Source organism: Bacillus benzoevorans (genome assembly GCF_014207535.1).
Lineage (GTDB): Bacteria > Bacillota > Bacilli > Bacillales > Cytobacillaceae > Bacillus_BD > Bacillus_BD benzoevorans.
The window spans coordinates 111,249-136,719 of the sequence record NZ_JACHGK010000011.1 but is presented as its reverse complement, the minus strand read 5'-3'; the positions used below and the strand labels follow the sequence as shown (position 1 = coordinate 136,719).

General features: G+C 38.4%; 47 protein-coding genes. 36 read left to right on the top strand and 11 right to left on the bottom strand.

Annotated elements, in window-relative coordinates:
- Positions 1-28 precede the first annotated feature (28 nt).
- Positions 29-496, top strand: a complete 468-nt coding sequence (locus HNR53_RS15470) for a FixH family protein (RefSeq protein ID WP_184527597.1) — start codon at positions 29-31, stop codon at positions 494-496.
- A 67-nt stretch (positions 497-563) separates the two neighbouring features.
- On the opposite strand, the gene HNR53_RS15465 is transcribed toward HNR53_RS15470, so the two are convergent.
- The 3 genes from HNR53_RS15465 to HNR53_RS15455 form a co-directional block, all read right to left on the bottom strand.
- Positions 564-1,052, bottom strand: a complete 489-nt coding sequence (locus HNR53_RS15465) for an Hsp20/alpha crystallin family protein (protein ID WP_184527595.1) — start codon at positions 1,050-1,052, stop codon at positions 564-566.
- A 234-nt stretch (positions 1,053-1,286) separates the two neighbouring features.
- Positions 1,287-1,841: a GNAT family N-acetyltransferase gene (locus HNR53_RS15460; protein WP_184527593.1), complete on the bottom strand. Its 555-nt coding sequence runs from the start codon at positions 1,839-1,841 to the stop codon at positions 1,287-1,289.
- 366 nt (positions 1,842-2,207) lie between these two features.
- Positions 2,208-3,323 carry an amidohydrolase gene (locus tag HNR53_RS15455; protein WP_184527591.1) on the bottom strand — a complete coding sequence of 372 codons (1,116 nt, stop codon included), beginning with the start codon at positions 3,321-3,323 and terminating at the stop codon, positions 2,208-2,210.
- Between the two features lie 246 nt (positions 3,324-3,569).
- Here HNR53_RS15455 and HNR53_RS15450 point away from each other — a divergent pair, with 246 nt between their 5' ends.
- Positions 3,570-4,352 carry a hypothetical protein gene (locus tag HNR53_RS15450; protein ID WP_184527589.1) on the top strand — a complete coding sequence of 261 codons (783 nt, stop codon included), beginning with the start codon at positions 3,570-3,572 and terminating at the stop codon, positions 4,350-4,352.
- A gap of 190 nt (positions 4,353-4,542) precedes the next feature.
- Here HNR53_RS15450 and HNR53_RS15445 read toward each other — a convergent pair whose 3' ends face one another.
- From HNR53_RS15445 to HNR53_RS15415, 7 genes are read right to left on the bottom strand one after another with little or no spacing between them, the layout of a single operon-like run.
- Positions 4,543-5,856, bottom strand: coding sequence for a tyrosine-type recombinase/integrase (locus HNR53_RS15445; RefSeq protein ID WP_184527587.1), 1,314 nt, complete (start codon positions 5,854-5,856; stop codon positions 4,543-4,545).
- Positions 5,846-6,640, bottom strand: coding sequence for an excalibur calcium-binding domain-containing protein (locus HNR53_RS15440; protein WP_246439596.1), 795 nt, complete (start codon positions 6,638-6,640; stop codon positions 5,846-5,848). The genes HNR53_RS15445 and HNR53_RS15440 overlap by 11 nt, the downstream gene beginning before the upstream one ends.
- Positions 6,641-6,665: 25 nt before the next feature.
- Positions 6,666-6,821 carry a hypothetical protein gene (locus HNR53_RS15435; protein WP_184527585.1) on the bottom strand — a complete coding sequence of 52 codons (156 nt, stop codon included), beginning with the start codon at positions 6,819-6,821 and terminating at the stop codon, positions 6,666-6,668.
- A 48-nt stretch (positions 6,822-6,869) separates the two neighbouring features.
- A complete protein-coding gene (locus tag HNR53_RS15430; protein ID WP_184527583.1) occupies positions 6,870-7,319 on the bottom strand; it encodes a DUF4429 domain-containing protein in 450 nt (149 codons plus the stop codon).
- A gap of 22 nt (positions 7,320-7,341) precedes the next feature.
- A complete protein-coding gene (locus HNR53_RS15425) occupies positions 7,342-7,758 on the bottom strand; it encodes an ImmA/IrrE family metallo-endopeptidase (RefSeq protein WP_184527580.1) in 417 nt (138 codons plus the stop codon).
- A 19-nt stretch (positions 7,759-7,777) separates the two neighbouring features.
- Positions 7,778-8,050, bottom strand: coding sequence for a hypothetical protein (locus HNR53_RS15420; protein ID WP_221452348.1), 273 nt, complete (start codon positions 8,048-8,050; stop codon positions 7,778-7,780).
- Positions 8,043-8,465, bottom strand: coding sequence for a helix-turn-helix domain-containing protein (locus HNR53_RS15415; protein WP_184527577.1), 423 nt, complete (start codon positions 8,463-8,465; stop codon positions 8,043-8,045). Before HNR53_RS15415 ends, HNR53_RS15420 begins: the two co-directional genes overlap by 8 nt.
- 164 nt (positions 8,466-8,629) lie before the next feature.
- Here HNR53_RS15415 and HNR53_RS15410 point away from each other — a divergent pair, with 164 nt between their 5' ends.
- From HNR53_RS15410 to HNR53_RS15350, 13 genes are all read left to right on the top strand, one after another.
- On the top strand, positions 8,630-8,860 hold the full coding sequence (locus HNR53_RS15410; RefSeq protein WP_184527575.1) for a helix-turn-helix domain-containing protein: 231 nt from the start codon (positions 8,630-8,632) through the stop codon (positions 8,858-8,860).
- Positions 8,861-8,871: 11 nt separating this feature from the next.
- Entirely contained in the window at positions 8,872-9,669 is a 798-nt protein-coding gene (locus tag HNR53_RS15405) for a phage antirepressor (RefSeq protein WP_184527573.1), read from the top strand.
- A gap of 12 nt (positions 9,670-9,681) precedes the next feature.
- On the top strand, positions 9,682-9,837 hold the full coding sequence (locus HNR53_RS15400; protein ID WP_184527571.1) for a hypothetical protein: 156 nt from the start codon (positions 9,682-9,684) through the stop codon (positions 9,835-9,837).
- Between the two features lie 4 nt (positions 9,838-9,841).
- Positions 9,842-10,030, top strand: a complete 189-nt coding sequence (locus tag HNR53_RS15395) for a helix-turn-helix domain-containing protein (RefSeq protein ID WP_184527569.1) — start codon at positions 9,842-9,844, stop codon at positions 10,028-10,030.
- A 109-nt stretch (positions 10,031-10,139) separates the two neighbouring features.
- A complete protein-coding gene (locus HNR53_RS15390) occupies positions 10,140-10,688 on the top strand; it encodes a helix-turn-helix transcriptional regulator (protein WP_184527567.1) in 549 nt (182 codons plus the stop codon).
- A 64-nt stretch (positions 10,689-10,752) separates the two neighbouring features.
- Positions 10,753-11,058: a hypothetical protein gene (locus HNR53_RS15385; protein WP_184527565.1), complete on the top strand. Its 306-nt coding sequence runs from the start codon at positions 10,753-10,755 to the stop codon at positions 11,056-11,058.
- Positions 11,059-11,135: 77 nt separating this feature from the next.
- Positions 11,136-11,363 carry a hypothetical protein gene (locus tag HNR53_RS15380; RefSeq protein ID WP_184527563.1) on the top strand — a complete coding sequence of 76 codons (228 nt, stop codon included), beginning with the start codon at positions 11,136-11,138 and terminating at the stop codon, positions 11,361-11,363.
- Positions 11,364-11,577: 214 nt separating this feature from the next.
- The gene (locus HNR53_RS15375) at positions 11,578-11,730 is read left to right on the top strand and encodes a hypothetical protein (protein ID WP_184527561.1); all 153 of its coding nucleotides are present in this window, start codon (positions 11,578-11,580) and stop codon (positions 11,728-11,730) included.
- Positions 11,731-11,780: 50 nt separating this feature from the next.
- Positions 11,781-11,996, top strand: a complete 216-nt coding sequence (locus HNR53_RS15370; RefSeq protein WP_184527559.1) for a YqaI family protein — start codon at positions 11,781-11,783, stop codon at positions 11,994-11,996.
- A gap of 22 nt (positions 11,997-12,018) precedes the next feature.
- On the top strand, positions 12,019-12,552 hold the full coding sequence (locus HNR53_RS15365) for a hypothetical protein (RefSeq protein ID WP_184527557.1): 534 nt from the start codon (positions 12,019-12,021) through the stop codon (positions 12,550-12,552).
- A gap of 98 nt (positions 12,553-12,650) precedes the next feature.
- Positions 12,651-13,532, top strand: a complete 882-nt coding sequence (locus HNR53_RS15360; RefSeq protein WP_184527555.1) for a hypothetical protein — start codon at positions 12,651-12,653, stop codon at positions 13,530-13,532.
- A complete protein-coding gene (locus HNR53_RS15355; protein ID WP_246439595.1) occupies positions 13,477-14,304 on the top strand; it encodes a PD-(D/E)XK nuclease-like domain-containing protein in 828 nt (275 codons plus the stop codon). Before HNR53_RS15360 ends, HNR53_RS15355 begins: the two co-directional genes overlap by 56 nt.
- A complete protein-coding gene (locus tag HNR53_RS15350) occupies positions 14,295-14,852 on the top strand; it encodes a hypothetical protein (RefSeq protein WP_184527553.1) in 558 nt (185 codons plus the stop codon). The genes HNR53_RS15355 and HNR53_RS15350 overlap by 10 nt, the downstream gene beginning before the upstream one ends.
- A 165-nt stretch (positions 14,853-15,017) precedes the next feature.
- On the opposite strand, the gene HNR53_RS15345 is transcribed toward HNR53_RS15350, so the two are convergent.
- Complete coding sequence (locus tag HNR53_RS15345; protein ID WP_184527551.1) at positions 15,018-15,158, bottom strand: Arc family DNA-binding protein; 141 nt, start codon at positions 15,156-15,158, stop codon at positions 15,018-15,020.
- Positions 15,159-15,279: 121 nt separating this feature from the next.
- Between HNR53_RS15345 and HNR53_RS15340 the strand changes: the two genes are divergently transcribed.
- The 21 genes from HNR53_RS15340 (at position 15,280) to HNR53_RS15240 (ending at position 25,103) form a co-directional block, all read left to right on the top strand.
- Entirely contained in the window at positions 15,280-15,423 is a 144-nt protein-coding gene (locus HNR53_RS15340; protein ID WP_184527550.1) for a toxin-antitoxin system HicB family antitoxin, read from the top strand.
- Between the two features lie 36 nt (positions 15,424-15,459).
- The gene (locus HNR53_RS15335) at positions 15,460-16,311 is read left to right on the top strand and encodes a Lin1244/Lin1753 domain-containing protein (RefSeq protein ID WP_184527548.1); all 852 of its coding nucleotides are present in this window, start codon (positions 15,460-15,462) and stop codon (positions 16,309-16,311) included.
- A complete protein-coding gene (locus HNR53_RS15330; RefSeq protein ID WP_184527657.1) occupies positions 16,199-17,050 on the top strand; it encodes an ATP-binding protein in 852 nt (283 codons plus the stop codon). The genes HNR53_RS15335 and HNR53_RS15330 overlap by 113 nt, the downstream gene beginning before the upstream one ends.
- A 165-nt stretch (positions 17,051-17,215) precedes the next feature.
- Complete coding sequence (locus HNR53_RS15325) at positions 17,216-17,401, top strand: hypothetical protein (protein ID WP_184527546.1); 186 nt, start codon at positions 17,216-17,218, stop codon at positions 17,399-17,401.
- 250 nt (positions 17,402-17,651) lie between these two features.
- On the top strand, positions 17,652-18,308 hold the full coding sequence (locus HNR53_RS15320) for an AP2/ERF family transcription factor (RefSeq protein WP_184527544.1): 657 nt from the start codon (positions 17,652-17,654) through the stop codon (positions 18,306-18,308).
- A 1-nt stretch (position 18,309) separates the two neighbouring features.
- Positions 18,310-18,519, top strand: a complete 210-nt coding sequence (locus HNR53_RS15315) for a hypothetical protein (RefSeq protein ID WP_184527542.1) — start codon at positions 18,310-18,312, stop codon at positions 18,517-18,519.
- Positions 18,512-18,868, top strand: a complete 357-nt coding sequence (locus HNR53_RS15310; RefSeq protein ID WP_184527540.1) for a hypothetical protein — start codon at positions 18,512-18,514, stop codon at positions 18,866-18,868. Before HNR53_RS15315 ends, HNR53_RS15310 begins: the two co-directional genes overlap by 8 nt.
- Before the next feature lie 99 nt (positions 18,869-18,967).
- Positions 18,968-19,231 (top strand): nucleoside triphosphate pyrophosphohydrolase family protein, encoded by a 264-nt coding sequence (locus HNR53_RS15305; protein WP_184527538.1) that lies wholly within the window; start codon positions 18,968-18,970, stop codon positions 19,229-19,231.
- A complete protein-coding gene (locus tag HNR53_RS15300) occupies positions 19,224-19,643 on the top strand; it encodes a RusA family crossover junction endodeoxyribonuclease (protein ID WP_184527536.1) in 420 nt (139 codons plus the stop codon). Before HNR53_RS15305 ends, HNR53_RS15300 begins: the two co-directional genes overlap by 8 nt.
- A 3-nt stretch (positions 19,644-19,646) precedes the next feature.
- Positions 19,647-20,018 (top strand): replication terminator protein, encoded by a 372-nt coding sequence (locus HNR53_RS15295; RefSeq protein WP_184527534.1) that lies wholly within the window; start codon positions 19,647-19,649, stop codon positions 20,016-20,018.
- A 38-nt stretch (positions 20,019-20,056) separates the two neighbouring features.
- Positions 20,057-20,770 (top strand): hypothetical protein, encoded by a 714-nt coding sequence (locus HNR53_RS15290; RefSeq protein ID WP_184527532.1) that lies wholly within the window; start codon positions 20,057-20,059, stop codon positions 20,768-20,770.
- Between the two features lie 20 nt (positions 20,771-20,790).
- A complete protein-coding gene (locus HNR53_RS15285; protein WP_184527529.1) occupies positions 20,791-20,961 on the top strand; it encodes a hypothetical protein in 171 nt (56 codons plus the stop codon).
- A gap of 165 nt (positions 20,962-21,126) precedes the next feature.
- Entirely contained in the window at positions 21,127-22,488 is a 1,362-nt protein-coding gene (locus HNR53_RS15280; RefSeq protein ID WP_184527527.1) for a DNA cytosine methyltransferase, read from the top strand.
- A 15-nt stretch (positions 22,489-22,503) separates the two neighbouring features.
- Positions 22,504-22,740 carry a hypothetical protein gene (locus HNR53_RS15275; protein WP_184527525.1) on the top strand — a complete coding sequence of 79 codons (237 nt, stop codon included), beginning with the start codon at positions 22,504-22,506 and terminating at the stop codon, positions 22,738-22,740.
- An 80-nt stretch (positions 22,741-22,820) separates the two neighbouring features.
- A complete protein-coding gene (locus HNR53_RS15270; protein WP_184527523.1) occupies positions 22,821-23,087 on the top strand; it encodes a hypothetical protein in 267 nt (88 codons plus the stop codon).
- A gap of 259 nt (positions 23,088-23,346) precedes the next feature.
- Entirely contained in the window at positions 23,347-23,526 is a 180-nt protein-coding gene (locus tag HNR53_RS15265; protein WP_184527521.1) for an XtrA/YqaO family protein, read from the top strand.
- 3 nt (positions 23,527-23,529) lie between these two features.
- A complete protein-coding gene (locus tag HNR53_RS15260; RefSeq protein ID WP_184527519.1) occupies positions 23,530-23,808 on the top strand; it encodes a hypothetical protein in 279 nt (92 codons plus the stop codon).
- A 3-nt stretch (positions 23,809-23,811) separates the two neighbouring features.
- A complete protein-coding gene (locus HNR53_RS15255) occupies positions 23,812-24,135 on the top strand; it encodes a sporulation initiation factor Spo0A C-terminal domain-containing protein (protein ID WP_184527517.1) in 324 nt (107 codons plus the stop codon).
- Between the two features lie 39 nt (positions 24,136-24,174).
- Positions 24,175-24,381, top strand: a complete 207-nt coding sequence (locus tag HNR53_RS15250; RefSeq protein WP_184527515.1) for a hypothetical protein — start codon at positions 24,175-24,177, stop codon at positions 24,379-24,381.
- A 114-nt stretch (positions 24,382-24,495) separates the two neighbouring features.
- Complete coding sequence (locus tag HNR53_RS15245; RefSeq protein WP_184527513.1) at positions 24,496-24,687, top strand: hypothetical protein; 192 nt, start codon at positions 24,496-24,498, stop codon at positions 24,685-24,687.
- Positions 24,684-25,103 (top strand): LuxR C-terminal-related transcriptional regulator, encoded by a 420-nt coding sequence (locus HNR53_RS15240; RefSeq protein WP_184527511.1) that lies wholly within the window; start codon positions 24,684-24,686, stop codon positions 25,101-25,103. The genes HNR53_RS15245 and HNR53_RS15240 overlap by 4 nt, the downstream gene beginning before the upstream one ends.
- Positions 25,104-25,471 lie beyond the last annotated feature (368 nt).

Here is a 25,471-nt window from a genome sequence, read left to right as displayed (position 1 = left end):
ATTTTTGCGAATTTAAAGGGGATTCAAGATGAAGAAAAGACTGTATTTATTAGTGTTATTATTTTTGCTTATTTCAGTTGTAACAGCTTGTTCCGGTCAGAAAGAAAAGGATCGAGTTCCTTTGTTTCTTAATGTTGATCTGACGGTAAATCCGGTGCAGGGCAGTGTGAATGAACCGGTTACATTTACCGCTAAAGTTACCTATGGTGAAGAAGCTGTAACGGACCCGGATGAAGTGGTGTTTGAGATCTGGCGTGCCAATGATGAAAAACATGAAAAGATTCCGGTTAAGCATGCTGGCGATGGTATTTATGAACTGAAAAAAGGCTTTACAGAGGAAGGGACTTACTATATATACTCCCATGTAACGGCTGAAGGCTATCATGCAATGCCGAAAAAAGAATTTGTTATTGGCCAGCCAAGCGAGCCTGAAGCAGAAGGCGGGGCAGCAAAGATGACAGATACTGAAATGAACGATGATACAAAACAACAATAACGCAAAACAAAACGGCCTTTTGATGAGGCCGTTTTTTCTAAAAGGCTTACTTAATAAATTATTTCGGTTAAATTTCGATAATATCAATCTCAGAAAATTGCATATCAATATTTTTCGGGATTTTGACTTCAAGTGTTTGCTCCTTATATTGGGCTGACGTACCTTTTTTCTTTACAAGGGCAGGGAGGGGAATGGATTGTTTTTCGCCAGTCTCGGGAACATTCTCAATGATAAGCAGATGGGAGGTAAGATATAGCTTAAGCTGCTGCAGCCATTCTTCCTGCTCAATATGAACTCGCACAAAAATAAAGTCATGTGTTTCATAGACAGAGTATTGAATGTCAGATCCTTTTGCTGCAGTAGAATGACCACGTTCTCCTGCATGGAAGGATTTAATAAAATCCTGAGGATTCATATAGTTAGTCGCCGAGGGTTGAAACAAGCTGCCCATCTGCTCCATAATATTTTGCACATACTGATTAATTTCTTCCGGGTTCATTTGCCGCACTTTATTTTGCATATCTTTGTTAAAGGGAAATAAATTCCAAGGAAACATTGGATATACATCCTTTCATAAAATCCATTCCATGGAATGGGCTGTTAAGATCATGATGCTTGATGTCATTTATCTATAATAATTTATTCAACAAAAGATAAACAGTGCGAAAAAAAGGTGCCGGGCACCACAATATCATGAAATAACCAGATTATTTCAGATGAAACAACTACTGGATAAAATCATGTTATCGGAGCCAGACACCTGCAAGCCAAATCTGAAACCCAACCAAATTTAGGCTTCTAATTTTTGCGAAGTTTCATCGCTAGTATTTCTTAACATATGCATCGTATATAAATCTTTTGGAATTTCAAACAATTGAAAGAGGTCTTCCACTAGGTTTAATTGCTCATAAAGGGATTGCCGTGATTGGCTGGCATCTACGATGTAGGGGAGCTTTTGAGCAGCTTTTTGGGAACGGATATTCACATGCCGGATGCGCATCAGGATGGTCTCAATTCCTAACTCGTAAAATAGTTCTTTAAAAAAAGCATCTTTTGCACTTTGGTTATATCCTTTTCCATGGTATGGCTTTCCGAGCCATGTACCTAAAAAACCTGCATTTTCCTGGATATCATATAAGCTTATCGTGCCAATCGGAGCACCCCATTCATCAAGGATTGTCCTTGAGATCAGCTCGCCGCGTTCTTCGGCTTCCAGCATTTGTTTCGTGATAAATAAAAATTCTTCATAGGATGCAGCTTTATGACGCACAAATGGGAAGACATCAGGATGGGTCATCAAGTCAAATAATTCATGGCATTCATGCAGTTCGCGTTTTTTCAGCACGGTTAATCCCCTCCGACCCGAGGGCAGTCCTTTCCCATGCAAAAGATGAAAAGACCCACCCTCGAAATTTTTTATCAAAATACTAAAAAATTTCGGGGTGGGAATCGAACCCACTAGAACCAGTTTGACTGGTGGCGCACCATTTGCCTTCCCTATACCATAAAGATATAATATAGAAATCATAATAAAGGCGTCTTACAAATCAGTTATCGAATCCCCTTTACCTTATAAAATATGAAGCAAAAAAATCACCTTACAATTGAATAGTACTAAAAAAATTTTAAATTGAAAATAGGTGTTTAGGTAAATTTTTCGTTAAAATTCGGCTAATTTTTGACAATTTTCTATGAGTCAATATCAGTGTTTTTATTCAATGAATATGCCATTTATCATGGTCCATTTCGGCTTTGCCATAAAATAAAAAGGGTGATGTGACCAGAGCACCAGATCGGCGTCCTTCCCTTTCGCAACACTGCCAATCCGATGTTCCAGCCCTAGATTTCGTGCGGGCAGAATCGTCATTCCTTCTAACGCCAGCTGTTCAGATAAGCCCTCACGAACAGCAATAGCCGCACATATATTTAAATATTGGATCGGAATATACGGATGATCGGTCGTGATAGAGACTTCAATCCCTTTGCCGCTTAAAACCTGATAAGTCTGCCAGCTTTTATGTTTAAGTTCATCTTTCGAGCGGCGGGTGAGGGTGGGTCCTACGGAAACTTTTAAGCCTCTGTCAGCAAGCTCATTAGCAATCAGATGCCCCTCGGTACAATGCTCGATTCTTAAATCCAAAGCAAATTCTTCAGCAAATCGGATAGCAGAGAGAATATCATCGGCCCGGTGTGCATGAATACGGACAGGTATTTCTTTTTCTAATGCCTTTATAATAGGGGCTAAACGGAATTTTTCCGGTTCTTCACAATATTTGGCTTCATAAAAAATCTCCCGCAGTCTCCCCATGATTCCCATACGGGTTAAAGAATTCTTTTTCCCGTAGCTATGAACCCGTTTCGGGTTTTCTCCAAGGGCAATTTTTAAACCGGCAGTTTCTTTCACCAGCATCGTCTGGATATTGCTGCCGCTTGTTTTAATAACAGAAGTCGTCCCGCCAATGATGTTCGCACTTCCCGGCATGACATGAACGGTTGTAATTCCGGCCCGGACTGCTTCCGCAAAAGCCGGATCCTGAGGATAGACGCCGTCTAATGCCCGAATATGAGGGTTGAGCGGTTCAATACTGTCATTCGCATCATTACCAACCTCACCGATCCCCTCGTCATATAAACCTAAATGAGTATGGACATCAATAAAACCTGGAAACAGATAGAGTCCCGCGCAATCATAGACCCTTGTATCGGACATCGCTGCTAAATTTAACCCAATATCCAAAATAATCCCATTTCCTACCAATAAATCCCCGAAAAATGGGCTTTGTGTAATCGGGTGGATAAAAGCATTTTTTAATAACACTTTATTCATAATAGATTAACCTGCCTATTTAGATAGCTGAAATAACCATATTGTTGTAATATTGTATGACAAAAGACAGCGTTTGTTAAGAAAATTATTCTAAGAAAAGATTCCTGTCAGTTTTTCTGAAATTTGGAGTGTATGCTGCCGCTCTTTTTTCCTTTTTTGAACATATTTTCCCATTCTCCTTAATAGAATATTAGTATCGAATTTTTACAGAATAAGTATGCTGATTATTTATAAGGAGAGCGGAAAATGAATATCCGGCAATTTTATGAACAGTCCGCAGCGGCTTCTTTAAATGCAGCCTTGGCTGCTCTTATTCCACCGATTCTATTACTCTTCTATTCAGTGGTCATAACTAAATATTTTCAACTCCTTATATTGGCTATCCCATTCCTTATTTACAGCTTTTACTGTTACCAGGTCTTCTTATTAAATAAAAACCGGGCTGGATCGATTCAATTAGAAACAGCAGAAGAACCTTTCACTTATAACTTTTTTGAGGAATCAACCTTTTTATTAACGTTTTTGCCTGCCCCATCATTAAGAATGTTATTTTTTGACCCGTCAGGTATAAAAGCAGGTGAAATAAGAGACCGTTCTTTTTTTCTTGCCCGCTGGTTTTTACCCTATTTTCTTGATCGCGTATTTAGCAGAAAATTTGTCCTTTATGATCAGCAGGACAAGCCAATCGTCTTTTTCCAGCAAAGGAATGATCAAATTGAAATCATCACTCCAGAAGGAGAACATGTATCGACTGTGTACAAGTTCATTAAGGGAAAAGGGAAAGAATATTTATTTGATCATCAATCGATTCAGTTGCTAAAAAAAGGAATTCCGGCTGATTATACATTTATGACTTCTGAAAAGACAGTTTTTGGGCAGATTCAAAGCGGTTTGATGCCGCTGGAGTGGGGAAAGAGGTTTGTTAATCCGAATACACCGATTCTGACATTCGCTCCATGCGCTGGTGAAAAGGATCGAATTCAATTATTGGCATTGCTAATTTGTATCTATATTTATCGAGATCATTAATAGGAATAAGGCTGGATTTTTTTCAGATACATTTTTTTCTTGAAAAATTTAAAATTAACCATTGTGACTCTATCTGGATAATGATACTATTATAGTAATTAAATAATCCTTCGGGGCTGGAAGGTTACAAACCTTTCGCCCCGTTTTTGTATATGCCCCAAAGTATTGATAGGACAGGCTTCTCAACTTGTTATGAATCGTGATTTTTTCTATCTGTTGACGAGTTGTTGACGAAATGCGATGGATTGAATTTTTCGAAGCGTTTGGCGGTGGAATCTGCCACTTTTTTTGATACGTGACCATATGTGTCAGAAGTGGTTTTATAATTGGCGTGGCCGGCTCTTTTCTGGATTGCTTTTAAGTGTACACCTTCTTCTATCAACAACGCAACCATCGTATGCCGCATATCGTGCAATCTTAATCCTTCAAATTTAAATTCATTCCGAAACTCAATCCACCTTTTAGTTGCTGTAGTTGGATAGAAGGGGAGGCCCAACCCGTTCTGAAATACAAATTCACGAACCCCGCCTTCCCAACAGTCGCCGCATCCATCTTTTTCCCTTTCCCATTCCTCTTTAAAATCCCTCAATTCATTCATGTACCATTCTGGCATAGAGACCTTACGGGTCACGCCTGTTTTTGTTTCTTTGATTACCGGTTGACCATCTTCAAATAATGGAATACTTTGCTCAACATCTATATAGTTTTCTTCAAAATTTATATGCTTCCATTCCAGCGCAACAATTTCACCTCTTCGCAGCCCGCCAATGAGAGAAGTTATAAAAAACAAACGCCAGTGCATTTCGATTTCATTTAATGCAGTCAATAACAGATAAGTTCCATTTTCATCTAAGTAGTTCATTTCCTTTCTCATGATCTTAGGTCGGCTTAATTCCTTCATGGGATTATCTTTGATTAATTTCCATTCTTTAGCGCGGGAAAACAAACTTCTAAGTGCCTTATCTACTTGATAAATCGTTGAATCAGCTAATCCGCCTGTTTTCCCATCTAGTCGGGAACCGCCTTGCTCTAACTGATGAAGGAAGTTCACAATATGAATAGGCTTAATACTGTCTAGTCTCATATGCCCAATATTAGGAGAGATATGATTTTTCATCAATCCTAGTTGCTCTTTTCGTGTTTTAATTCCAAGTTTCTTTTGAGCAAATTTTTGATTCCATTCCTCAACAAAATCCTGCAGCCGCATTTTTTCCGGCGCAATATATTCACCGGACTCCACTTCAATTTTGAATTTAGCTAATTCTAATTCAAGATGTTCTTGCAATCTCTTTTTAGTTTTTAATAATGCGGGATCTTCGATGTGCACGGTCCTTGTTCTTTTCTTGCGTTTACCTTTTACATATCCTGTCTCAACAACTAAAAGCCAAGAGTTTTTACCTCTTTTTTGAATACTCGCCATATTATCAGCCCCTTTAGGAATATATGTTCTTCTGTAAGGTGAAAAGAAAAGCCCTAGAGAGGGCTTTATTAAATTATTTATCACAACCAATGCCGTCGCCATCACGGTCAAGGTGTTTGCCGTAACCAGGCTGTCCGGAATATACAGGCGCAGCTCCAGCGGCTCTTGCTTCGGTGCAGTTCTTAAAATAAACAGTAGGGGCTGTATCTTGTTGTGGTTCAGGTTCTGGAACCGGTGTTGGTTCAGGATTAGGAACTGGAGTTTGTTCTTGAACTACATCAGGTTCCGAATCAACAACATTAGCAGTTGGGGTTGCGCTTGCGACAGTAGATTCGTATAATTTCCAATTATATTGTAAGTCTTTATCGCCGCGTGAGCCCACAACGCCAGTTATCGTAACTGTATCTCCATTTTTTAATCCCTGTTTCTCTGCTTCATTTTTCAATTCCGCAATAAAAACATAAGGTAACATATCTTTCTTTTCATCACTTATAACAGCCCAATTTTCACCATTGTAACTATCCGTATTCCCATAAATAACTAGACTATCCGAAATAGCATCAACGTCAGCAACTACCCCAGACCAAGAAACTTCTTTTTTAACGATATAATTGTCGTATATTTCACTTCTGATTTCTTTTGGTAAACCATAATAACCATTTACAAGCGGTAAAAAATCAGCTTTGCTATCCATTAGTTCTGCTATTTTTTTATACTCTTCAGAATCATAGGAATCGTCAGCAGCCTTTTCTTTTTCTTCATTGACGTTAGCCGCTGTTTCAACAGCTTCCTTTTTGACAACTTTTGTATTTATCTTTTCCTCGTCGGGTTTCATAAAAGCTAAAGCTAAAATAACACTTAAAATCAATCCAGTGGCGATTATCCATTTAGGCCTATGAAAAGAAGCCTTTCCTTTTTTTTTGCTTATTCAATTGATAAAAGCCAAAACCTGCGATAACAAGTCCGATCCAAGCGATAGGAGTCGTTATAATAGCAAATGACAAACCAATCAATAATAAAATGGCCAAAATTCCAAGCAACTTTTTCATTAGTTACACTTTCCCCTTTTGCATTTATAAAAGCCTTTCCGTTTCATATTAGATATTTAACAATTGCTTTTTCTTTGCATTGAACTCATCATCTGTGATGATGCCATTGTCACGTAGTTCGGAGAGTTTTTTTATCTGATCCGCCACATCTACCACTTGTGACGGTGTTGATTGATTAGATTCGATTATCTTTTCTTCAACTGCTAATTTAATTTTCTCAAAATCTTTCATTTGCTTTTTATTAAACATTATTGTGTTTTCATCTTTAGTCGCATCAAAAAGGCCGCCTTGGTTTTCTTTTCCGCCAGAAAAAGCAAATTGTATGTATCCATTTGTAAATGAATTTGCTTTTTTAAATTGAATTGATGAAATTTGTTTAACTAGAATTTCTTTATCACCTTTTAAACCTTGTGTCATTTTAGCAAGCATACCTTTTCGTTTAATGATAATTTTTGTCCCCGTAAATTCCAATTGACCATTTACTCCTGACGCTTCCATAATCATTCCTCCTCTATAAAAATTATAAAAATCTTTCCATCTCATACGGAATCCCGTTTTCTCGTAAAATATCAAACTTAGTTTCATAATCTTCAAAAATTTTATCATCCAAGAGAAGTTCAACGGCAAAACGATTGGCTTCTACTTCCAGCCTATTGATTGAATAAAGTGTATTTTTTCTTAAAAAAGGTGTATTTGCTCTAGGATGCAGGACGGCATGACCAAGCTCATGCGCGCATACGAAACGTTTTATTTCATGAGGTAGATTTTGATTGATGATAATAAATTTATTACGCTTTTCTAATTTATAAAATCCGTTTATTTCGCTATGTAGAGGCAGGAAGTGGACAAGGATGTTTAACCTATCCGCAATTTCAAACGGGTCATTTGTTTTATATTTATGTGCCAGCTGCTTTACTTTATCTGAAATGAAAGACATAAGATCAACTCGAATTGATTTATTGTTTTACGTTTTGCTTCATCATGTTAAGTTCTAATTCGGTATCGGCAATCTTGCGGTTAACATACACGACACCTTCGCGGATGGAGCGTATTTCATTTAGCAGGATATTATCGGAGTTGATGTTGGCAATATGTTGCTTTTCAACATTTTCAGTTAATTTATCAAGTTTATAATTAATTACCTCGATATCACCTTTAGTTGCCATATTTACTTTCATTGATTGAACTTCTAATAATATTTGTTTTAATAATTCATCTTGTTCACTCATCTGATTCACCCTTTCGATATTTTTTAGGGATGTACTTCTTATTAATCTTCTTCGTTTGCCTTACAACAAACTCCATTGCTTCCATGAAAGATTCTTTGGCTTCATCTGATAGCGGTTCCCCATCAAACGCTAGACCATCCGCATGCTCAAGGTCGTTTCGGATTTGGTCGAGGCGTTTGGCGATGTCTCGTTCGTCTTTGGATGTTTGGTTGGAAGGTTTATTGCTACCTAATAAATAATCTGCTCCCACTTCATACAAATCAGCTAATTTTTTTAAAGTATCAGTATCGGGGTCTCTGTAATCACGTTCGTAATTTGATAGCACAGTATTAGTTATACCGACTTTTCCCGCAACAAACTTTTGAGACCAATTTCTTTTTTCTCTTTCAAATTTCAATCTCTTTCCGAGGCTCATAAATATCTCTTCCTCACTAGTTAATTAACTTAATAATAACAACATTTCACGCTACGTTAAATAAAATCCACGAAAAGTTAAATTTGTTGTTGACTTCCACTTTTAGTGGATATATAATAAAGACATAAAGTTCCACGTTACGTGAAACAAAAGGGGGTGAAAACTTGCAACTGCATGAAAAAATTAGGAGCTGTAGGAAGTCTAAAGGGCTTTCCCAAACTTACATGGCAAAAAAGCTAAAGATGAGTATTTCTGGTTATAATATGAAAGAACTTGGGAAACGGCCAATTAATACAGATGAACTGCAAGAAATAGCAAAGATTCTAGGCGTATCTGCTTCGATTTTTTTTGATGAAAAATTCCACGTAGAGTGGAATGAAACTATAATTGCATAGGAGGTAAGTGAATGAATCAATTGCAAGTTTTCAATTTCAAACAAAATGAAGTGCGTACCATTTTAAAAGATGGTCAACCTTGGTTTGTCGTGAAAGATGTATGTGATGTATTAGAAATTTCCAATCCATCTAAAGCGGTTAGCCGTTTAGACGATGATGAACGGTCTAACTTCAAGTTAGGGCGTCAAGGTGAAGCGAATATTATCAATGAATATGGTCTATATTCATTAGTTTTATCTAGCCGCAAACCCGAAGCAAAAGAATTCAAACGCTGGATAACACACGAAGTCATCCCATCCATCCGAAAACACGGTGCATACATGACGCCCGAAAAGATAGAAGAGGTTCTTCTTAATCCGGACACCATCATCAAACTCGCTACCGACCTAAAAGAAGAACGACAAAAGCGAGTGGAAGCTGAACAAAAAGTTATTGAACAAAAACCAAAAGTTTTATTCGCTGACGCAGTTGAAGCAAGTGTCGACAGTATCCTTATAGGACAACTAGCAAAACTCATTACGCAAAACGGTGTAAAAATCGGTCAAAATCGACTTTTTGAATGGTTGCGAGAAAACGGTTATCTCGGTAAGAAAGGCGCTCGTTACAATGAACCGACACAACAATATATGGAACGCGGCTTTTTCGAAGTGAAAGAGCGAACTGTAAATAATCCAGATGGAACAGTACGAATCACCAGAACAACCAAAATAACCGGTAAGGGCCAAATTTACTTTATTAATAAATTCCTTAGAAAAAAGGAACCAAAAACATACGAACTCATTGTTACATCGCTTCGGAACGAAGATTAAGGAGGTAAATCGATGAACCTCACCAACCAAGCATTATGGGCTGAACTCAAATTCAAAGTCCTGGAATCAGCTTTGATGCTTCAAGATGGCTATTCAGACAATGAAGTCATCGGAAAGCTGATGGAAGTCGTTGAGATTCTAAACAACACTGAACCGAAAGGAGACTAAAGGCATGCAAAGAAAAACCATGACAGCTCAGGAAATCGCTAACTATATCGGCGTTAGCACTGACACGATCTATACAATGGTCAAACAAAAACAAATTCCACATGTTCGCATTCGTCGCAGAATCTTCTTTTCGAAAGAAACCATCGACAAATGGATGAAAGACCAAGAAGAAAACAGTTATGAAGCTATATAGCAAAGAAAGTGATTTACGCTTCATTTAATTTAATTTTACAGAATTATCGCAATTGTGCCTGTGTATTTAAGTATTTGTGACTTTGAAAATTGTATAAAAGGAGCTGGTAATGTTGGCTGTTAGTATAGCGGCTCTAGCCGCAAAGGAAGCAAGGAAAGAAGTGAATAAAACTCAATTAAAGATGTCATTGGATACCAACATTTCTGCTGAATCCATTTCCCATCAGGAAAACGGGCGTTATAAGGTGCAACCTTCAATTTGTAAGTATTATCTGGAACAGCATAATAATCCTTTTGTCGCTATGGAGGCAGCTGTTGAATATATCGGATGGGGGCCGACAAAACTCGATGGTGAAGCAGCTGACCTTCATCGGTCTAACGTTTTCATCAAGATAAATGAAGAACTAGACGAAATGAAAAAGTCTTTGCAAAAAGTGGAGGATAAAATCACCAAACATCCTAGGTTCATTTCGGATTGGGAAAGAAAGGATTTCGAGGAATCCATACAAGAAACCATCGATGTTATCACCGGGGCAAATCATTATGTAGCTATTTTATGCAAAGAGTTAGAAATCAGCTGGGTTGATATGTGGGAACAACACTTTACCAAGTTGGTTCAGAAGGGGTTTAAAAAATCATGGCCGGTAAAGCAGCATTAGAAGCACTCATCAAGAAGCTTCAGCAGCAGGGAATCAAAATAGATTGGTGTAGGAGGGTATTAAAGTGACGACAATCCCAAGCAATATAGCAAAGGACAGGTACTGGAAGGGCGTTATCCACTTGTTTTCAAACAACTGGAAACTTAAAACGTTATTCACTACAAAATATTTTGATTTAGAAAACGGAATTATCGAAACAGCAGCTTTAAAAAGGGCAGCTAGTAAATGGTCTCAGTCAGAAAAATTCATGTTATACCTAGCTATTCATCTTTATACAAACGATGAAAAAATCGATTTAAGCAATATGGATTACCTGGACGACCAAAACAGAAAACTCGTAATGGAAGCTATCACATACAGGTACTTTTGATATGGGCTTTATAATGTTTGGCGCCATATATATCTCCATGTTGTTAGTCGGAATGATACTTGGAAGGTGGTTGGGTTATGAAGAATAATCGGGAATTGAACAAAATTGTTGAAGAGGCAATTAAAAACGGAAATGCGTTTTATACAAACTTTGCTTCACGTTTTTTCGGGGCGTTAATAGGAGAAATGACTCTATCAGAATTAGAAAAGGAAAATTCAATGGAATTGAAAGAAATCGTTAAACTGGCTCAAGAAATGTTTGAAAAAAGCAAAAAAGCCGAAGCTCCGGACAAAGCAACGGCTTAATACTTAACGAATTTTGAGGAATCAACAGTTTCAGCTAATCCTCAAAACAATCAGGATATATATCTATTATATCAGTAAAACAGCAGAAGAACAATTGTTTTGTTCCTGCTGTGATGAGTCAAGGAGACCAATTCCTCCCGAATGCCAAAGGTCACTCTCTCCTATCCTTGGCTTATCACAGTGGAAACAAGCCACTAGAAAAGAGGTGAATAAGATGACGGTAAAAGAGCTAATTGAATGGCTTCAAAGAATAGATGACCAAAGCAAGGAAGTCTATTTTGAGGACGAATCGTGGGGTGCTGTAAGAGTCAACGAGGTGGTAATAGACGAGCGTTACCACAAAGAACATGTTTTATTAAAAAACTAATTCTCACGCTATCCGAACAAACAAAGTATTAATTGAAAGGAGGAATCAGAATGGATTTACAGCATCCTATAATTACGCAAATGGAGCAGACAGGCTATCCATACGCAGTTAATGATGAAGAAGCTATCGGCGTTGACTTTTTCGGGAATGAGATTTGGCCGGGAGATGCTTATTTCGAAGATCCAAACAACGGAGAAATGGTTTTACAGGAGCATTGGCAGAGTTATCTTAGTCAAGTTTATGAGTTTGAATTTAAAACAGCGTAATAAAAAAAGGAGAGTATATTTCATGAAATTGAATGTAACTGTTGATATTGATTGGCTAAATGAAGATGAATCATTGGATGAAGCAATTAAAAAGCAAATCATTAATAGCGTTGTTAAAAAAATATCTGATGATGTCATCACTTCTGTTAAATACGAAGCAGAGAAGAAAGTCCAGGAACGGGTAAATGAATTAGTTGATGCTACTTACAATGAATTTTTAAATGGAAAAGTCACTTTAACTGATAGGTGGGGAGATGTAACCAAAAAAGATGTAAGCATTAAAAACCTAATCAAAGACAAATGTGATAAATGGCTTACAGAAAAAGTGAATGACAGAGGTGAGCCAAATAGAGACTCTTGGGGCAACAGTCAGACAAGGATGCAATATTTTATTGACAAACAGATTTCTAAACAAACAAAAGAAATGTCTAATCAGATTGTAACTAAGGTGAATCAGGAAATGAAAAAGTTTATTACTGATAGTTTGAAAGATTCTATCGGAGACAAGCTCGTGAAGGAAATCGGACTTGAGGACTTATTGAAAAAGATGAAATGAAAAACTTCTGCCGGAAACAGAAGTCAGTAGGTTTGAAAAATATTTGATTACCGTCAGTCTAACATATTTTGAACTGGCGGTAAAGGAGGAAACAATTCATGAATCAATTATCATCACAATTTAATAATCAGCATCAAGGTGGTGTTGTTGCCCAAGCTTCCAGCAGCAGAGAAATGGAAGAAGTCAAAGGGCAGATATTTATGGCCCGTCAATTCCCGCGAAATGTATTCCAATCTGAACAGCGTATTTTAGATGCTTGCAAACGCCCATCACTTGCCCAAACAGCCATTTATAGCTATCCAAGAGGTGGAACAAAGGTAGAGGGACCTTCTATCAGACTAGCTGAAGTATTAGCGCAAAACTGGGGAAATATTGCGTTTGGTGTTAAAGAATTGGAACAGAAAAACGGTGAATCGGTTGCCATGGCTTATGCCTGGGACCTCGAAACAAATGTACGGCAAGAAAAAGTGTTTACGGTTCCTCATTCAAGGAAAGCACAAGGTAAGTTAAAGAAATTAGATGACCCGCGCGACATTTATGAATTAGTTGCTAATCAGGGAGCGCGCCGGCTACGTTCCTGCATATTGGGTATCATCCCTGGTGATATTGTAGAAGCTGCTGTTGAGGAATGCAACAAGACCATCACCGGTAATAATAAACAGCCGTTAAAAGACCGGATTGCTCACGCTTTAGATGCTTTTAAAAACAAGTACCGTGTTACTCAGGAAATGGTTGAGACTCGATTTGGATACAATGCTGATGCTTTTTCCGAATATGACTACTTAGACTTAATCAAAATTTTCAATTCTCTCAAGGATGGAATGAGCAAGGTAGAGGATTGGTTTGATAAATCAGCTAAGAAAAAGGCGCAAAGTGGACTAGCCGAGTCTTTCAAGGAGGAAAAGAAAGATGAGGTGACAGCTGATGCGGAACCAAGCGAAAAACCTTCAGCAGAACAATCCGTTATTGACTTCGAATAACTATTATACAAATGAGATGGACATGCTTTATATGTCCGTCTCCCAGTTCAAAAATTGGATTCAATGTGAAGCTAAAACAGCAGCAAAGTTAAAAGGTGAATATATCGAGCCAACATCAAACGCTATGTTAGTAGGTTCATATACTCACGCAGCATTCGAAAATGATGAAGAGTTTCATAAATTCATTGAAGAAAATAACAGTTCAATATTCAAGAAAAACGGAAGTAAATACACCGATTTTGAAACAGCAGACCGGATGATCGAAACCTTAAAAGCAGATCCTTTCGCTATGTTCGCTATGGAAGGGGAAAAAGAACAGATTTTCACAGCCAATCTATGGGGATCTGATTGGAAAATCAAAGTCGATAGCATTAATCATGAACGGAAAACATTCAGCGATTTAAAAACCACTCAGGACCTTCACAAACGCTATTGGAGTGAAAAATACGATGGATGGGTGTCATTCGTTGAATCATGGGATTACGTGCTTCAAATGGCGGTATACAGGCGCGTATTGCAGGAGAACTTAGGATTTACTTATACACCTTATATCGTGGCCGTCACAAAAGAAAATCCGCCTAATAAAGCTGTAATTCACTTTGATGAAAGCCGATTCGATTTTGAATATGAGTATGTAAAAATGAAAATGGAGCGCATTCTCCAAGTGAAGTCAGGGGATGCTGAACCTGTTCGGTGCGGGAAATGCGATTATTGCCGGGGAACCAAGAGGTTGACGGATACTATCGAAGTGGGGGCGTTGATATGGGAGTAGTGAACGTTATGGAAAAAGTAAAAATTACTGAAAGGCAAGCTCGTAGTATAGAAACTTTATTAAAGGTTTGGGATGGAGATCTAGAACGTTGCGTACTATGTAAAGTTGGTGGATTCAATTCAGCATATGAACCGATTAACGAATTGACATTTGATGATTTTGTAAAAGCTTTATACATCGGTTATGAGATTGAGCCAGAGTTTAAAGCTAATGACTATGTTTTATTTGATGACGGTAGCATTGGCCGATACATTCCAGCACCTAAAGGATTTTCAGTCAAACATCATCCTGTTCGCCACGCAACAGACGAAGAAATCGAACATGAAAAAGAACGTGTGAAATGGGCGGAGATTGGAAGAAAAGTGAACGAATGGAGAGAAGGAGACATAGTCGAAAGACTCGATGGAGAACTAATGGAAATAACAAGAATGGCTATAAATACATCTGGTAATAAATTCCCGTTTGTCGATTCGGTTCAAATGACTATTGAACATTTAAACGAACATTTTACACTAGTTTGCCCTATAGAAAATAGGTTTGATAAATGAGTTTTGAATTCAAAACAAATGTCCTTCTGCCTGAGTGGTGCTTCTCTCAGGCACAAAACACAGAGCAATTAAAACGGCTGGTATTGGATTATATGCAGAAATGCTATCCAGAATACAAAGTTAAGCAAATAAAAGACGGTATGGCGGTTTGTGAGAGGAAGTGAATTATTTCTCTTCCTTCTCTAAATACCTTTCCAAGATGTATTCAATCTCTTTAGCAATAGAGCGTTTATTACTTTCGGCCAGCTGCTTTATTTTATCAAAAGTCTCTTCATTGATTCTAAGGGTATATCGTTTTTCAGTCATGTGAAACATTCCTTTTTGACATCATTATAATGACAAATGACGATTTAAAGCAATCGGAAAATACGTTTGACGTCAATGTGACGTCGTTATATAATAAAGATATGGAGGTGACGTCATAATTATGACAAACGACACCAAAATTAATTTTACCTTGCGTACGGATAAAAAGGTGATAGAACAAATCGGGGTGAAGGCTGCTGAATTGGGAATTTCTAAAAATGCTTTTATTGTGATGATGTTGCGGAAGGAACTGGCCGGTAAGTAGACATAGATTTTTAACTATATAGGAGGTGGAGGTGGTATGGCAAAAGACGCTTACTACTTTTCCCATGACAGTAATGCGCATAAAGATCCAAAGATATTAAAACTAAGAGCAAAACATGGATGGGAAGGGTACGGAATTTATTGGGCAATTATCGAAACACTTAGAGAGCAGGATGATTACAAATGGTTAGCAGATGATAAGCAATTGCTTAGCTTTTGCTTTGCTAACGGAGATGAATTGGTTAATCAAGTAATCGAAACGTGTTTAGATGTTGGATTGCTTATTGATGATGGAGATTATATTTTTTCTCAATCACTTTCAAGGCGGATGAAAATGAAGGATGAAATATCAGAAAAGCGTAGAGCTGCAGGGAAAAAAGGTGGTTCAAGCAAAAAACAAGCAAATGCTAAGCAAATTGAAAGCAAGGAAAGTAAAGGAAAAGAAATTAAAGTAAAGGAAAGTGAAGTAGAAGAAGCAAAAGAAGATCCTGACAAAAAAACTACTGCCACTACTACTGAAGAAGATCCATCTATATTGTTTGAAAAATCTCTTTGTAGATTATCTGAGATACAAAGAGAAAATCTCTATTCATGGGAAAACGACTTTAATGGTCAACGCGAAATCATAAACGAAGCTATTAAGATAGCTGACAATAAGAACAAACGGTATTTCGGATTTGTTGAGTACCTACTGAAAGAATGGGCTAATAACAAACTAGATTCATTGGATAGAGTAAGAGTTTATGAGCAAGAAAAATTCAGAAAGGAGAATGACAATGGCGCAAAGGTTTACAAGTATGACAGAGGTGCTAGCGGACCTACAAAAGAAAATAAAGAACCAATCCTCGGTGACTTCGTCGGCAGAGTTCCAAGGAGAAAACCAGTTTGACTGCTCATTATGCAAGGACAAAGGATTCATCCTTAAGAACATTCCTGACCTGGACGAGGCAGGGAACCAACGCGCCTGGCCGAACGGACAACCTAAATTTTACGAAACAATGTTTGATTGTGAATGTGCGAAGAAACGGCAGTCTAATCACTTAATGAAATTTAGCGAAATCACGGATGAATTTAAAAAAGTGACATTCTCGAGCTTTAATATCGACGGAAAGCCAGAAGTGATAAGAAACGCTTACCAGTGTGCCGTGGATTACTTTAAAGACTTCGAACGGATAAAAGACCAACGGTGCAACAGCATCAGCCTATTAGGACAGCCTGGAGCTGGCAAAACACATCTGCTGACGGCATTGGCAAACAATTTAATTATGAAAAAACAGGTTAGTGTCCTATATTTCCCATTTGTCGAGGGTTTCAATGATTTGAAAGATAACTTCGACTTACTGGAAGAGAAGCTCACAAAAATGAAACGGATCGGCGTTTTATACATTGATGACTTATTCAAAGGGAGAACCAATCCAACACAATTCCAAATTGAGCAAATGTTTGCGGTAATCAATTATCGATACTTGAATCATAAACCCATCATGGTAAGCAGCGAGAAAACAGTGGATCAACTGTGCGACATTGATGAGGCATTAGGAACACGCATTTTTGAAATGAGCCGTGATTATACAGTGGTTATCAAAGGGGATCGGAAATTATTAAATTATAGATTGGCAGGTGCTTAATATGTGTGAACTTTGTAAAGGTACTCACGTTATCCATATTTATACGAGTTATTCGATTAAATTCGCTCCTTGTCCGATATGTAGGCCGCATCAGGATGCAGATGCTAGATTTTTAGCTTTATATCAAAAATTCTTTATTGAAGATGATTTGAAAGGAGCGTAACGATGGGGATCTTATACGAAACAGCTATAAGAAAAATCTACATCGAGGAATTAAACAACCTGAATATTAACCAATCTCGGTCTGGTGTTTCATTGGATTTGCTAACAAACGAGGATTTAAAGCAGGAGCTGGCGGTTGCCAGTTTCCGGCGGCGTGATGTGGAGTCTGATTCTGAAAAATGGTTTTGACGTAAAGAGTGAGGGAGTGAAAACGATTATGGACAACAAGTGTAATGAGTGCAGATATGAATACAACAAGGATTACGAGGGGAAATGTCCTTTGTGTGGATGCAAAAACTAACCACATTCCGATGAATTAACGCAAAAAATCACAAAAATTACGCTTATGAAAGGTGGTTCTAATGGCAGTTAGCAAACTATCTAAAACAATAGAATTGCGAAGCCCTAGAATGAATCGTGTGATAGGTGGTATTGATAAATGGCTAAACGAATGAATTTGGCTGGAGAAATTTTTGGCCGATTGACAGTTTTAGAGTTTGATTCTATGAAAGACACAAATTCATATTGGCGATGCAAATGTGAATGTGGAAACGTAACTGTAGTTGCTGGAAATTCATTGAAAAGGGGAGTTAGTAAAAGTTGCGGATGCCTCCAAAAAGAAAAAACATCTAACGCTAACTTTAAACATGGCCACACAGCAAAAAATTCACCCGAATATCGTTCGTGGCGAAGCATGATTACGCGTTGTGAGGATGAAAGTGTGAACAACTACGAAAGGTATGGAGGTAGAGGCATAAAAGTTTGCAAGAGATGGAGAAATAGCTTTGAGTCCTTTCTGAGTGATATGGGTAAAAGGCCAACTTTATCCTATACGCTAGATCGTATTGATGTAAATGGTAATTACGAGCCGTCTAATTGCCGATGGGCTGACCTTACGCAACAAGCGATTAATAAACGTCTCCAGAAAAACAATAACACCGGAGTCAGAGGTGTGCATTGGTCAAAAAGAGAACGGAAATTTAAAGCGCAAATTAAATACAGAGGAAAATTCTCACATCTTGGAACATTCGATACTCTTGAAGAAGCCGCGAAGGCTAGAAAAGAAGCTGAAATAAAATATTGGGGTATGGATTAATGTGAATAAAGTCATAGTTTTAGAGGGCTTAGATTTCATTTTCGATAGGTATGAATTGCGAGAAATCGTTGAAATGTGGAAAAAAGGCTTCAGCGTTTATTATATGTCCGAGTATTTAGAAAGAGAACCAGATGAAATATTCTTAGCGCTTCTGCATCTATCACGAAATAAAAGGATTGAAGCGAGAAAAGGAGGATTTTTTGGTGGCTAATCAAACCATGTTACGCATCTGTCATTTGCTTAACCAATGCGATGGATGCGAAAGAAAAATACCAAATAGACAAGTTCTAAAAAAAGAAGTGCATGCAAGATTATGTACTGGATGCCAGGTATATGAACGATTTGCGCAGTTGAGACCGTTAATTGATGATAATAAACCAGAGTTATTAAAACGCATTTTAGCAAAAGGAGAGGATATGACAACATCCGAAATCGCTTATCTTGTGAAACAGAATGTTAGAAAATCTGATATTCGAGAAGCGCTGGGAATGAGTGACACATCTTTTAGAAAAATGTTGCAGTATCTTGGATTGTCTAAGCATCGGGTGGTGTCTGGATGAATTTCAAAAAGGCAACACTTCAGCAACTTTATTATTTAGCAAGATTTACAGAATATCGCTATGATTCTTTATTCGAATTGGACAGGAGAGTGTACGGATATGGGCGTGATTAAATTTAACCATCTGACAAATGATGTTCTTGTGGATGTCGGAATGGAACGGGCGCGGCAGGACAGAATCCATCCAGATACATTGAGTTTGCTTGAACGCTTTCCGGTACTAGTGGAGGAAGTCGGAGAAGTGGGAACGGCATTGCAGACTAAAAATAAAGCAAATCTGTACGAGGAACTTGTACAAGTGGCAGCTGAGGCGGTCAGGATGGCGGAGCAGGTGGCTGAGGAACGTGGCGTTATGAATGATTAAATTCACAGTGTACGGGACACCAGTAGCGCAGGGGCGGCCGCGGGCAACCACGGTAAACGGAAACGTTAGAATGTATGACCCGGCCAAGTCGAGGGACTTCAAAAAATATGTCAGATTAGTAGCTTCAGAGCATCGGCCGCCTTCTCTATTAGACGGACCGTTGGCTATGAAAGTAAATATCTATAAACCTAGTTTAAAAAGTTTCAGCAAGAAAAAGACCATGGCAGCCGAAAAAGGAGAGTTGCGTCCGGTCACAAAGCCCGATGTTGATAATTACGTTAAGGGTATAAAGGATGCACTAAAATCCGTCATTTGGAAAGATGATAGTCAAGTCGTGGATTTACATATAAGCAAGTGGTACAGCGAGACTCCACGGATTGAAGTATCCATAAAAGAAATTCAGGAGGGTTAATCAATGCCAATCAAAATCGATTTAAACACATTTGCAAACGGCGCTCTTGCTGAGAGAGCAAATGAAGAACTTCAAAAAGTTTTAGAAAACATTGCCGTTCCTAACACGGATGCAAAGAAAAAAAGAAAGCTCACTTTAACCATTACGCTATCTGCTGATAACAAGAGGGATGTCATTTTAACCAATGTCATGGCAAAAAGCACACTTGCGCCGGCGGAACCAATCGAGGCAAAAATTTTAATGGATCTTGATAACAACGGTAAAGCATCAGGTGCAGAATTAAAGTCAGGAATCAAAGGTCAAACTTATCTTGATGTAGAAACAGGCGAAGTTCATGACGATGTTGGCTCTAAGGTTATTAGCTTTAAAAACTAATCTATCAAAATATTAAATGAAAATATGGAGGAATGAAAATGATTAAAGAAGCTCTTCAATACATTGTCAATTTAGGAACAGCAGAAGTACAAACTGTAGGAAATCAAGATTATTCAACTCAACCACTGCACCTAATCAAAGAAGCAACACCAGACCAACTGGAAGTAAGAAGCCTATCTGGATTAGCTGAGTATCTTATTTCAAATTTCGATGATGATGGATTTGAGAAGAGAATGGTTCATGTAGTCAGTCCGACAGAGGTCGTCGCATTCAGTCCTTTTAACGGGAACTATAACCGCAATGAGTACATTCAAGCGAAAGCCATGGTCCCATCATTCCATTTTGACCGCTGGTACGATGCGGAAGAGTTTAATATCAAGCTCCAGTCCGCATTCGTTAAAAACGAAGATCGGGATATCATGCTGAAAGTAGTCGGGAACATAAAAGAGGAAAATGTAAGACAAATTGGTGATGACGGTGTTTCCCAGGCTGTACAAGCAAAAGTCGGAGTCGCAACCGTTGCGACAGTTCAAGTACCAAATCCCGTTGTATTAGCTCCATATCGTACATTTGTTGAAGTGGAACAACCTGAGAGTGATTTTATATTCAGAATGCAAAACGGTCCAAGATGCACATTATTTGAAGCTGATGGAGGCGCTTGGAAACTAGCTGCCATGAAAAATATTAAAGAATATTTAGAGCAAGCTTTGAAAACTGAAATTGAAAACGGAAAAGTGGTTATTATCGCTTAATAAAAAGGAGGGCGGCAACGATGGACGACTATGCAGAACGCTATTATGCAAGGTTATTAGGAAATAAACAAGACACCTTAGATATCGAACTGGATAAGGAGCAATTACTATCGTTGGCCGGCTTACTAATCGATTTGCGGCAGCATGAATGGCTGGCAGAAATCAAAGCGAAATTGAGTACATTATCATGAATGCTCAGGTGATTATCGCTGACGACCGGGCGGCATGGATGGTGAAGGAGGACAGGCTCATGACCTGCCTTCTCCATTGCCGGAATCATAAAAGATGTTCCAATCGGTATGGATGGGATTGTAAGACACTGGGAGGAATGAAAATAGCGAAAATGAGGTGATAAATTGCGGCAGTTAGACTTATTTAGGGAAATTATTGTTGATAATTTTGCCGGCGGCGGTGGCGCCAGTACGGGTATAGAAATGGCAACGGGATTGAGTGTTGACATCGCCATTAACCATGACCCAGCTGCTATTGCTTTGCATAAAGCTAATCATCCGGATACGGAACATTATTGCGAAAACGTATGGGACGTGGATCCAGCAAAGGCTGTGAAGGGAAGAAAAGTAGGTCTGGCTTGGTTTAGCCCCGATTGCAAACATTTCAGCAAGGCAAAGGGCGGAAAGCCTGTCAGCAAGAAGATTCGGGGTCTGGCATGGATAGCTGTTAAATGGGCGATCGCGGTAAAGCCGCGTGTCATTATGTTGGAGAATGTGGAAGAGTTTAAAACCTGGGGACCTTTAAAGGGTGGATATCCGGATCCTGATAAAAAGGGAAAAACATTCAATTCATTTGTGAAGGCTTTGAAATCATTAGGCTATGAAGTTGATTTCCGGGAATTAAGAGCATGTGATTATGGTGCCCCAACAACTAGAAAACGATTCTTTATGATTGCTAGATGTGATGGGAAGCCGATTGTTTGGCCAAAGCCTACTCATGGGGATCCGGAAAGTTTAGCTGTCAAAACAGGAAAGTTAAAGCCTTGGAGAACGGCAAGTGAGGTTATTGATTGGTCAATTGGAACACCTTCTATTTTCGAAAGAAAAAAGCCGTTAGCTAAAAACACTATGCTCCGGATAGGTAGGGGCATCCAAAAGTTTATTTTAGAATCAAACGAGCCTTTTATAGTTAATGACAAGGCATGTTTCATTCAACATTATTATACTCACCAAGGCAGTGAGACAAGAGCAAGCGGACTTTATGAACCATTAGCAACAATACCTACAGCGAATAGATTTGGACTTGTAACAGCCTTCCTGGCTAAGAATTATGGCGGTAATTATACAGGCGCCGGGATAAGTCTAAGAGAACCTTTGCACACCATTACAGTTAAGGACCATCATTCATTAGTAGCTGCCTTTCTTACAAAATATTACGGATCCGATGTTGGACAGTCATTGCATAGTCCTTTGCATACCATCACGACAAAAGACAGATTCGGTCTAGTGACTGTGAAAGGTGAGAATTACCGAATAACAGACATCGGCATGAGGATGCTGCAGCCGAGGGAATTATTCAACGCCCAAGGGTTCCCGCTGGAATACATCATCGACAAGGATTACACAGGTAAGGTTTATCCAAAAACAGAGCAAGTCGCCAGATGCGGGAACGCAGTGCCGCCACCATTTGCCGATGCGTTAGTTAGGGCGAATTTACCTGAATTTTGTTCAAACGAAAGCCGATACAAAACGGCTGTTGGAAATTAAAAAGGAGCTGCTGAAATGAACGACATCGAACAGCTAATGGAAGAAACAGCAAAACATTATGAGCAAAAGATGGCGGGATTATACCAGGAGAAAGAACAGCTGGCACGGGAAAATGGACAGTTAAGGAATGCGCTAAGGAACCGGGATAAGGAGATCAAGGGATTGAATAAGCAGCTTCAGCATAAACGGAAAAGTGATCCTCAGCACTACCGGAACGGACGTAAAAGAGGTAGTCACGGTAGATTTGGTTGATTGGACCGATAATGGTCCGATATTGGACTGATAAGTAAACACACTTTGGACTGAAAGAGTGCAGTAAAGGAGGAAGTATTATGACAGAAAAATTAACACGATTAGAAGAAATAAAAGCATTACATTCCGTTGGGAAAGTAACTGTACAAGGAATGCTCCCATCTTGGCATATAAGTCATAAAGATGTTGATTGGCTTATTGAACGTGCTGAAAAGGCAGAGAAACAGCATTTTGAAATATTGGCATTAGAATCACAAGCTAATGGAGATAAAAAACTCATTGAAAAGTTAGAAAAAGAAGTTGAGTTTTGGAGGGACATTGCGGATAGTTGCGAGTGCAATAACTAATACACTCTTCGATGAAAAAGCGCGATTGATATTCGTAACAAAACAGACTAACTGTAGGAATAGCTAAATGTATTGAAATTAAACGGTTTTAATTAAGACATAATTACTGAAAATGAAAGTTATAAAAAATAAAACCCTTATTTATTAAAGGAAAATAAAAATTCGTTACACAAGCGCTGTTATGTAACGAAAAAAAGCCGGAATCATCCCGACCATTGGTAAATATTCGATACAACCATTATACACGGGGTGATTCTACATGACTATAGATACAGAAAAAATGACGGCTGAAATAAATCTTATGCAAAATAATATCGTTTATGTCGTGAAGGATGGCAGATTAATAGAACATGAATTGCCGGCATACGGCGAAGTAGTGATTGTGATGCATGATGGCAAAGCGAAACGGATTGAGACGAAAACAAATAGGGCGGTGTGACAAGTGGAAAAGTTCTTTATACGTTATCACATAGTCGGAAATAGAGTAGTAAGCGAAACAAAGGAGTTTGAAAACTTTGGTGAAGCTGTCGCTCTAGTTGGAACAGCTATTAGGAATTTGGGTTGGATTGGCATTGTCAGGGACCAAGGGCATGTTGTAGAGATAAAAACAGAGTCTATTACTTATTTTGAGGTGTTGAATCAAAAATCAGCAGAATCAGAGTCTGCGATAAATCATCTTTCTAATTTGGTTAATAACGCATTTAGAGAAGGGGCGGTGTGAGTAATGGAAATGACACTGGATAAAAGAATCAGTCAAATGCTGCACGAATATGAAATGAAGCCGAGCATACGAGGATATCGGTATCTAAGGGAAGCGATTAAGTTGGTGTATGAAAATGAAGGTTATTTGAATGCTATCACAAAAGAGCTTTATCCAACCATTGCAGAAAAATATGAAACTGAATGGAGCAGGGTGGAACGAGCTATCCGGTATGCAATTCAATCAGCTTGGTTTCATAATCCATTTTCGCCAAGTAGGCCGACAAACAGTGAATTTATTGCGATGGCAGCTGAGGATTTGCGGTGGAAGAGCCAGGGGATTGCTTAAGTGAATGAAAATGCGAATTAAACAAAAGGAGAGATATTAATGGGTATTTTAGAAGTTTTAACGATAATTTTCGTTATTTGTAAATTGTTTGGAGTAATAAGTTGGAGTTGGTGGCTTGTACTTTTACCAGAGATCATTGCAGTGGCAATTTACATCATTTGGTTTGGTGTTGTCGGTATGATTTTTGGTCGAACAAAAAGAAAAATCGAGAAAGAATTTGATGATGATTTTTTCAAGAAATGGTAATACACAGTTCGGATAACAATTGAATAAGCCATACCTGTAAACAGATTGGCGCTGAATTTGGACAGCAATATGTCCTTATTCGGCGTCTTTTTATATGCATAAGGAGCTGAGGAGATGAATCCAACAATGAGAGACCAATTAAAGGATTTAACCAAACAGCATCCAGAGTTAGCACCTAAGAAAAGTAAATCGCGTCAGAAGCATACAAAGCGCAAATCAGAGGTTTTAACGGAATCTGATATAAGGAGTCTCATGAAGTCAGACAAACCCATTTTACACAGAGGAAAGGGCGGTGCGTGGAAGTGAATAAACAAGAGATTGAAAATTTCCTAAAAAATTATCATTGGATGATTAACACCATAAAAATTTCAAGAGAGACATTGCATGAACCAAATAGCAGATTAACGGCGCAATATGGAATTGAAGCATCTTTACCCAAGGCACAGGGAACCACAAGCGATCCAGTCCTAAGTGAAGTGGTGAGAAGAAATAAATATTGGACAAGCGTAAAAAAATATGAAAAAAAGGTGATGGAAATTCAGAGTCGGATTCATGTGATTACGGATGAAAGAGAATACGAGGTCTTAAATTGGATACTGGACGGGAAAGGGTATCGATGGATAGCAAGACATATGGGATTATCAGAAACACATATTCGCCGGATTAAAGATAGCATTGTAGACAAATTGATTAAAGTGTCGCAAATGTCGCAAACGGCGTGAAAGGTGTTTATTATTCTTCTTCTTTTATTTTCTTTATAATTATTTTACAGGCGATTGCGGAAACAGGCGCCGTAATAGGGAACTGTGGTTATTTCAATTTCAGTGGAAACGGCGGTGCTGGGGAGCGCTGCCTTTTTTCTTTGTAAACAGGAACCGGTAAGCCTTCGAAATGAATCTGTTTAGATGGTAGGGTCGCAACCTTGTTTGGAGTACGGTTCTTGTTTAGAGAGAAAAATGAATATGAAAGGGAATGTTTTATTTGGCACTTAATTAGTCAATTAAATAATAAATAATTTAAAATAGAGCATAATAAAAAAGAAGAAAGGGAGAAGGCGAGGGGGAATTAATCCCCTCTGTTAATACTAATA